The organism is Vulcanococcus sp., assembly GCF_044369115.1.
Classification (GTDB): domain Bacteria; phylum Cyanobacteriota; class Cyanobacteriia; order PCC-6307; family Cyanobiaceae; genus Vulcanococcus.
Genome location: NZ_JBIPMN010000121.1, coordinates 1 through 8,178 on the forward strand (window position 1 = coordinate 1; position 8,178 = coordinate 8,178).

An 8,178-nucleotide genomic window follows, 5' to 3' on the forward strand; every position below is an offset into this window, starting at 1 on the left:
GCCGCCATCAGCAGATACACGGCCCACAGACGAGCTGCAGGCACCGGGCTCAGGGTCAACACGCGCCGCTGGCGCCCACCGCCGCTACTGCGCGGGACCGGCCGCCGGCTTTCGAGGCGGTGAACCGCCATCAGTATCCCGGCAGGATCTGACGGGGATTCACCTGGGCCAGTAGGGCGCGTAGGCGGGGCTGCTGAGCTGTGGCCGGAGGCTCGAGATACACGAGTTTCTGGCTGGAGGTGGGTTCAAGCAGGGCAGGTTTGCGGGTCATGCCCAGGTGATGCTGCTCCAGCACAGCGGCAGATTCCTGCAAGCGATGCTCCAGCCGTTGGGCTGCTTCCAGCTTCTGGAAGTTCTGGGTCCACTGCCCCTGCCAATGCAGGGTGAGGCCGCTCAGGCCGAGCACGGCCACCCCCAAGCCCAGCAGGCTGCCATCGGCGATGCGATGCAGGTTGCCGAGCAGGGGGGATTGGCGATCGGCCTTGCGCGACGACAGCGATCCCTGGATCAGTTCCAGGGGCCGAGCGGTGGATCGCCGTTGACCCTCTTGGGTCTGATGCAGTGGGGCGGCGACCACAGGTGCGCGGCAGAACTGCGCAAGTGAACCACGCGCCCGCCCCTCCAGCAAGGGGGCGATCAAGCATCGAGACTCACGCCCCTGTCCGCTACCAGCCCAGCACCACCAGATTGGTGAAGGTGAGGGCATTCCAGAGGCCGTGCATCAGCACGCAGCTGCCCAGCCGGCCGCTGCTCCAGCGCAGCCAACCAAGCCCGATGCCCAGCACCAGCAACGGCAGCAGCTCACCCAGGCTCAGGTGAGCCACCGCGAACACCGCAGCGCTGAGCAGGACGCCGCCGGTGGCCCCCAGCTTGCGCGCCGCCACTGGCAGCAAGGCACCGCGGAAGATCGTTTCTTCAAACAGAGGAGCAAGCACGATCGCCGTGAAGCCGAAGCAGGCCAGTGCCGGCACGTTGTGACTGTTGAGCACCAGCTCCAGCAACGGGTTGCTGCCGCCTGGATCCCCCCAGAGCTGCCCCTGCAACCAGCCCACCAGGCTGACCAAGGGCAGCACCATGAGGAGACCCTTCAGCCCCTGCCGCAGGTTGGTGGTTAGAGGGTTCCAGCGGAATTGCAGCCCAGCCATGGCCCCTTTCCCCCGCAGCATCAGGGCAAGGATGAGTAGGGGCCCGGCCATCAACGCCAGGTACAGGCTCACCACGCTGATGCCCTCGCGCAGGGGGCTTGTGACGGCCAGCTGCTGCAGCAAGCCCGTGAGCAAGGGGCCCACCAGCAAAGGGGTCAGCAGCTCGCCGATCACCACGAAACCGCCGGCGATCAGCAGCACGGCATCGAGGCCGCTGAGTTGGGGGCCCTGCAGCGCGGGTGCCTCTGCGGCGCGGCCACGCCAGCGCAGCCACAGCTCCCGCAGCAACGCGGCGCTGCCCAGCAGCAGCAACAGCACCGGCAGCACGCTCACGCTCACCAGTTGTAGGAGCGCCCTTCGGCTGCCGCCGGAAGCGCCGCAATCGGTGCCTGGCGTGAGTTCTTCACAGCTCCACAGCCGCAGAACGCCGCCCTGAGGCAGCGCATCGATCAAACCTTGCCTCCCGGGCAAGGTTTGGTTTGCCGGGCTATCGGGCTTTCGCTCCGGCTCGAGCAGGGCCTGGGCCAGGGTCGCCTGGGGGCTGCTGCCGGAGCCCAGTTCCGCCAGCAGCGCATCGGAGGCTGGGGTCTGACCCTGGCGCCTGAGCAGCAGGGCCTGCTCCAGCAGCAGGTCTGGATCGGGGCTTTGACCGCCTTCCCGCGCGTGGTTGATCTCCTCAGCGAGGGCCTTGCGGAGGGTTTCCAACGGGTTGTGGCCCGCCAGCAGGTTGCGCAGCGGTCCGCTGAGCTGCGGTTCGGCGAGCACCGCCAGCTCCAGCTGGCGGCGGTTGAGGTCGTTGCCGACGGAGGGGCGGCTGAGGCTGTCGATCAGACCGTTGAGCCAGAGCAGCAGGCTCAGGGCCAGGCTCACCAAGGCCAGCGCCACCTTCCAGCTCGGCGCTGCCCCTTCCGGTCTGCCGCTGGGCCTGTTGGCTGCTGTCACCCTACGCCTGCTCCCTGGAACTGATCAGCGCAGCATCTCATCGTTTGGCTCTGGGCTGAAACCCCACCAAATACGATGACTTTTGCTCAATCCTGCGCCTGTGTCTCTCCGGATCCTGCTGGTTCGCCATGGGTTGAGCAGCTTCAATCTCGAGCACCGCATCCAGGGCCGCGACGATCTCTCCAGCCTCACCGAGGAGGGTGTGAAGCAGGCCCTGGCCACGGGCGAGGCTCTGCGGGATCTAGCGATCACCGCGGCCTACAGCTCTCCCCTGCGCCGCGCCCACGACACAGCCACCGCTCTGCTCGCCGCCCAGGGCGGCGGCCTGGAGCCCCGCCTCGATAACGATCTGCTGGAAGTCGATCTGGCCCCCTGGAGCGGTTTGCTCAGCAGCGAAGCGCAGGAGCGCTTCCCAGAGGCCTACCGCACCTGGAAGCAGCATCCGGAGCAGCTGGTGCTGCAGCGCCCCGATGGGAGCAGCTATGCCCCGATCCCTTCCTTGATGGATCAGGCGCGCCGCTTTGTGGATCGCCTGCTGGCTGAGCACAGCCCCAGCAGCCCCGCAGCGCAGACCGTGTTGGTGGTGGGCCACAACGCCATCCTGCGCTGCCTACTGCTCACCCTGCTGGGTGTGGATGCCAGCGGCTTCCGCCGCCTGCGGGTCGATAACGCTTCCCTCTCGGTGCTCAACCTCAGCGCCGATGTTGAGGGGCATGTTTCGGTGCAGATCGAATCACTCAATGGCACCACCCATCTCCACCCCGAGGTGTGCGGGGGGCGCCTGCCCGCCAAGGGGCCCGGCCCGCGCCTGCTGCTGGTACGCCACGGCGAAACTGACTGGAACCGCCAGGGCCGCTTCCAGGGCCAGATCGATATTCCGCTCAACGAGAACGGCCGCGCGCAGGCCGCCGCGGCCGGCAACTTCCTGCGCAAGGTGTCGTTCCAGCGGGCTTACACCAGCTCCATGGCCCGGCCGCGTCAAACCGCTGAAGGCATCCTCAGCCACCACCCCGGCGTGCCCCTCACCAGCGTGCGCAATCTCGTGGAGATCGGCCACGGCGAATGGGAGGGCTGCCTGGAATCGGAAATTTCCGAAGGTTGGGGTGAGCTGCTGGCGGCCTGGAAGCGCGCGCCAGAAACAGTGCAGATGCCCAATGGCGAAACCATCCACGACGTGTGGGATCGTTCGCTGCGCGGATGGAACACCATCGCCGCCAGCCTCCACAGCGACGAAACGGCTCTGGTGGTGGCCCACGATGCCGTGAACAAAACCATCCTCTGTGCCTTGTTGGGGCTCGGGCCCGCCGACATCTGGGTGGTGAAGCAGGGCAATGGTGGTGTGACGGTGATCGATTACCCCCACGGCCCTGATCAACCGCCGGTGGTGGTGTGTTTGAACCAAACGGCCCATCTTGGGGGTGTTCTGGATCGCACCGCCGCCGGCGCTCTATGACCCCCAACCCCGAGCCGCCGCTGCTGCTGCATCAGGTTCAGCTGCTCGAAGCGGAAGGCGCTGAGCTGCGCCGATGCGATGTGCTGATTCAGGCGGGGCTGCTTACAGCGATTGGCGGTGATGCGCCGGCTCAGGCCAAGGCTTGCGGCGCTCAGGTGCTCGATGCCCAGGCCTGGCTGCTGGCGCCGCCGCTGGTGGATCCCCATTCCGAGCTGGAGGATCCGGCCACTGGATCGGCCGAATCCCTGGCCTCACTGGAGCGCTCGGCTCTTGCCGCCGGCTACGGCACAGTGGCCCTGCTGCCCCGCGCCTCGAGCTGGCGCGATCGGCCTGAGCGGCTGCAGGGTGTGGCACCCTTCGGCGGATTGCAGCTGCTGCTCTGGGGCAGCTTCAGCCATGGCGCCAGCGGTGCTGATCTTGCCCCCCACGGCGATCAGCTGGCGGCCGGTGCCATTGGCCTGGCTGAGGCCGATCAGATACCGCCCCTGGCGCTGCTAGAGCGCGGCCTCAGCCTGGGGGAATGCGGCGATGCACCGGTGCTGCTGGCCCCCCGCGACGCCAGTCTGAGCCAGGGGGGCTTCGTGCGTGAGGGGGTGGAGGCGCTGCGTGCGGGCTGGCCCACCGATCCCTCCATCAGCGAAACCCTGCCGCTGCAAAACCTGCTGGCGATGGCGCGGCGTCATCCCAAGCGGCGGCTGCAGCTGATGAATCTCTCCACAGCCGAGGGTGTGAGTCTGTTGCGGGAGCTGCCGGCCGAGCAGCGCCCCGAGGCCACAGTGTGCTGGTGGCATCTGCTTGCCGATAGCGGCAGCCTCGATCCGATCGCGGAGGGTTGGCGGGTTGTGCCACCCCTGGGAACACCCGCCGATCGCCTGGCACTCCAGCAGGGTTTGGCCGATGGGGTGCTCACCGCGGTGGCCGTGCATCACCAGGCGCTGGATGCCGAAGAGCAGCTGCTGCCTCTGGATCAGCGCAAACCTGGTGTCGCCGGCCATCGTTTCGTGTTGCCCTGTTTGTGGCAGGAGCTGGTGCTGCAACGCGGCTGGAGCGCCGGGCAGCTCTGGCAAGCCCTCTGCTTTGCCCCTGCTCGCCTGCTGGGCCTGGCTTCCCCGAGCCTCAGCCTGGGCAGCGATCAATGGGTGGTGTTCGATCCCAGCCGCCAGTGGCAGCCCAGCAACGACAACTGGGGCCCCCAGGCCGCCAATCAGCCGGCCACGACCGGCACACTCACCGGCCAGCTGCTGGCCAGTGGTCTCATCCCGGAGCTGCGCCGCTGGCCGGTTTCGCTGGCTTGAGTGGATCACTGCTGTTCAGTTCGCCGGCGGTGCCGAGCGGCCAGAACCGCCAGAAGGCCCGGCCGATGATTTCGCTGTCTGGCAGGAATGCACCACCGGGCCAGAAGCGACCATCCCAGCTGTTGCCGCGGTTATCGCCCAGAACCAGCACATGGCCCGGGGGCACCGTGGCGTTCAGCGTGCGGCAGGGGCCCATGCCCTGCGCATCCACCGGGCAGTAGTTGCTCACATAGGGCTCTTTCAGCCGCTGGCCGTTCACCGTTACCTCGCCGCGGGGGTTGATCACCACCTGATCGCCGGCCACCGCCACAACCCGTTTGATGTAGGCATCGCAAGCCGGTTCCTGCAGGCCCGGTACCAGGTTCACCAGGGGCAGGTTCACCAGCAGGCACCGCAGCGGACCGGCCTGGTGGTTGGGCTTGAGCACCGGATCGAAATGGTGCGGGGCGTGGAAGACCACGATCTCGCCGCGTTGCGGGGGGCGGCTGCGGTAGGTGAGCTTTTCCACCAGCAGCCGATCCTGAAGCTGCAGCCCCGGCAGCATTGAGCCCGATGGGATGTAGCGGGCCTCGACCACGGTTTGGCGCACACCGAGGGCGACGCCGAGCGTGATCAGCACGCCCCGCCAGAACACCCAGGGGCTTTCCTGCTGCGGGGCTGCTTGCGGGTCGGGCGTGGGATCGGGCTGCGGTGCGGTCGCGTCTTGGTCGGGGCTGGACAAGGGCTGGAACTGCCGGCAGCAGGTGCAAGTGAGGCAGATTAGGGCCGTTGCCTCCAGCATCAGATGGTTCGTCCGCGTTGGTTGTCGGCCCAGAGGGTCACGGCCTCGCGGCTCTGGTGCCACTGGGATCGGGCTGTGGCCCTGTGGGCTGGGCTGAACCTGCTGCTGGTGCTGTTCGACATCGCCTACATCCCCCTGCGCACGTTCTGGCTGCAACGCAACCTCACGCCGCTGCCCCAGGTTCCCCTGGTGGTGCCCCTCAGCCTGCTGCCCGATCTCACCCCCCTCTACGACCCGGTGAAGGGGATCGAGCCGCATCGCGAAACCCAGGCTTATCTGCAGGCCTTTGAGCGGCTGGATCAGTCCCTACTCGAGGGATCCACGCTCGCCCAGAGCACAGCGCAGCGGCGCCTCCTGGTGGTTCTCACCGAGGCGATGATCAACGAGAACCCGTTTGCCGCCTCTGGCAACAGCGGCACCCTCGAAAAGATCAAGAACCGCCTGCGCCAGCGGGCCGGTAATGATTCAGCCAAGCAGGCGGCCTCCCAGCTGCTCGGTGATCCCTGGCTGCAGCAGAGCAGCTGGCAACAGGAGCGGCGCTTCTGGCAGCAGCAGGTGTTGCCGTTGGTGGCCACGAGCTACTGGCGCTCCATCGATGAGAACGGCCGGCCCACGGATCACTTCTGGCGGATCGACCTGCTGCTCTTCCAGAGCGTGTTCGCCATCGACATCTTGCTGCGCATGCTGCGCATGCGGCGTCGTTTCCCGGGGCTGAGCTGGCGTGATGCGCTGCTGCGTCGCTGGGTTGATCTGCCGTTGCTGCTGCCCTTCTGGCGTTGGATGCGGGTTGTTCCCGTGGTGGAGCGCCTCAGCAAGGCCCGGCTGATCAATGTGGAGCCGCTGCGGGCTGCGGTGAGCCGGGCCGTGGTGTCGTTGCTGGCTCTCGAGCTGTTCGAGGTGCTGGCGCTGCAGCTGGTGGATGGCACCCAGTCGTTGATTCGCTCCTCCCAGTGGCCACGCTGGATCCGCAGCCTGCGTAGCCACCAGAGCGTGAGCGGCGCCGATGAGCAGCAGCTGCTGGATCTCGTGCGCCTCTGGGGGCCGATGGTGCTGGGTCAGGTGACCCCGCGGTTGGCGCCGGAGCTGCAGTCGCTGCTGGGCCATGCCCTGCAGCAGCAGTTGCGGGAGGTGCCCGGTGGCGTGATGGTGCCGGCCGGCATCAGTCGGCAGCTGGCCGGTGGAGTGGTCGACAGTCTGCTGGATCTTTCGCGGGGCACGGCTCAACGCTTGGCCCGCAGCGACGATCGCCAGAGCGCCTTGCTGCAACAGGCCATCGATCGCTTCTGGGAGGAGCTGGCAGCAGCGCTGGAGCAGGCTGGCACCCTCGAGCGCAGCCAGGAGTTGCTCTGCGCGCTGCTGCAGCAGCTCAAGCTCAACTACCTGGCCCAGATGAACCGGGCGGGCATTGATGCACTGATGGATGAGCTCGATGAACTCACCACACCGGTCAGCTCTGGAGAGCCGCCTGCCACTCCTCCAGCTTGAACCCCACGAGCGTTGCTCCCTGCGGGGTGATCGCAAAGGGCCGTTTGATCAACTTGCCATCGGCAGCGAGGGCCGCCAGTGCGGTTGCGTCGTCCATGGCTGCTACTGCGGTGCTGCCTAGGGCCCGGTAGCTCTGGCCGCTGGTGTTGAACAGGCGCTTGCGGCCCAGGCTCTCAAAGGCCGCAAGCAATTCGGCGACACTGGGCGGCTGCTCGGTGATGTCGAGCAGCTCGAGCGTGCCGGCATCCACAGAAAAGCCCTGCAGGGCAAGCCATTGCAGGGCTTTGCGGCAGGTGCCGCACTTGGCGTAGCTGTAGATCCGGAGCCTCTGGCTCACTTGCCGATCAAGCTCTTGAGGGCGCCCACTAGGCTGTTGGAGCCGGAACCAGCACCGGCTTGGGGACGGGTGCGCACGGTGACGTCGCCATTGACACTGGTGCGGCAGCTCAGGCGGTAGTTGGCGGGACGATCAGCCAGGTATACCTGCTCCACATCGCTGCGGGGAGAGAGGTTTTGCATACCTTCCACAACTTCCACAACGCAGGTGCCGCACTGGCCCACGCCACCGCAGGTGTTGAGGTTGTTCAGGCCCTTGTAAGGGTTGATGCCGGCATCGATGGCGGCCTTGCGCAGGTTTGCCCCCTCGATGCATCCGACCTGCTGGCCTTCCTGTTCGAAACGGATGGTGGGCACGGTCGGACGGGGATCTTCGGCGCCGACAAACTTACCTGGCCGCAGCCGATTCCTGCGGCCGATGTTGAGGGCTGACACCAAATCGTTGATGGCCGGGCTCCTTAGCATTGGGGTTCTGGCTGATCAGCGGTGCAGTCCTCCGGTTACGAACGGCTTCAGAGCCAGATGATTCCTGGCTACGGCAGCCTGGCGCGTTTGTCTGTTGCCCTCTTGGCCGCCTCGCCCTTGGCCTCCGGCTCGGGCGCTGAGGTGCTGGTGGCAGGCTGCGGCACAGGTTCTGAGCTCCTGGAAGCCGTAGCCCAACGGCCCGACTGGACCCTCACAGCCCTCGATCCCAGCTCCGAGATGCTCGAGGAGGCACGCCGGCGCCTGGGCGAGCCGGGG

9 protein-coding genes are annotated in these 8,178 nt (G+C 67.0%); 4 read left to right on the forward strand and 5 right to left on the reverse strand.

The features are described from left to right. Nucleotides 1-130 precede the first annotated feature (130 nt). Complete coding sequence (locus ACIQ2E_RS10060) at nt 131-577, reverse strand: hypothetical protein (protein ID WP_296369666.1); 447 nt, start codon at nt 575-577, stop codon at nt 131-133. Nucleotides 578-665: 88 nt separating this feature from the next. Next, entirely contained in the window at nt 666-2,087 is a 1,422-nt protein-coding gene (locus ACIQ2E_RS10065; protein WP_398329733.1) for a lysostaphin resistance A-like protein, read from the reverse strand. Nucleotides 2,088-2,187: 100 nt separating this feature from the next. On the opposite strand from ACIQ2E_RS10065, the gene ACIQ2E_RS10070 reads away from it, so the two are divergent. Beyond that, a complete protein-coding gene (locus ACIQ2E_RS10070) occupies nt 2,188-3,540 on the forward strand; it encodes a histidine phosphatase family protein (RefSeq protein ID WP_398329736.1) in 1,353 nt (450 codons plus the stop codon). Continuing rightward, complete coding sequence (locus ACIQ2E_RS10075) at nt 3,537-4,835, forward strand: dihydroorotase (protein ID WP_398329739.1); 1,299 nt, start codon at nt 3,537-3,539, stop codon at nt 4,833-4,835. Before ACIQ2E_RS10070 ends, ACIQ2E_RS10075 begins: the two co-directional genes overlap by 4 nt. On the opposite strand, the gene lepB is transcribed toward ACIQ2E_RS10075, so the two are convergent. After that, nucleotides 4,795-5,556 carry a signal peptidase I gene (gene lepB, locus ACIQ2E_RS10080; protein WP_398329741.1) on the reverse strand — a complete coding sequence of 254 codons (762 nt, stop codon included), beginning with the start codon at nt 5,554-5,556 and terminating at the stop codon, nt 4,795-4,797. The two genes, ACIQ2E_RS10075 and lepB, sit on opposite strands and share 41 nt — an antisense overlap. A gap of 63 nt (nt 5,557-5,619) precedes the next feature. Between lepB and ACIQ2E_RS10085 the strand changes: the two genes are divergently transcribed. Then, nucleotides 5,620-7,101, forward strand: coding sequence for a hypothetical protein (locus ACIQ2E_RS10085; RefSeq protein WP_398329744.1), 1,482 nt, complete (start codon nt 5,620-5,622; stop codon nt 7,099-7,101). Here ACIQ2E_RS10085 and ACIQ2E_RS10090 read toward each other — a convergent pair. After that, nucleotides 7,064-7,438: an ArsC/Spx/MgsR family protein gene (locus tag ACIQ2E_RS10090; RefSeq protein ID WP_398329747.1), complete on the reverse strand. Its 375-nt coding sequence runs from the start codon at nt 7,436-7,438 to the stop codon at nt 7,064-7,066. The genes ACIQ2E_RS10085 and ACIQ2E_RS10090 overlap by 38 nt on opposite strands. Then, nucleotides 7,435-7,794, reverse strand: a complete 360-nt coding sequence (locus ACIQ2E_RS10095; RefSeq protein WP_398329753.1) for a 2Fe-2S iron-sulfur cluster-binding protein — start codon at nt 7,792-7,794, stop codon at nt 7,435-7,437. The genes ACIQ2E_RS10090 and ACIQ2E_RS10095 overlap by 4 nt, the downstream gene beginning before the upstream one ends. Nucleotides 7,795-7,923: 129 nt before the next feature. Between ACIQ2E_RS10095 and ACIQ2E_RS10100 the strand changes: the two genes are divergently transcribed. Beyond that, nucleotides 7,924-8,178 (forward strand): class I SAM-dependent methyltransferase (locus ACIQ2E_RS10100; RefSeq protein WP_398329750.1); only part of this gene is annotated, 255 nt, incomplete at its 3' end.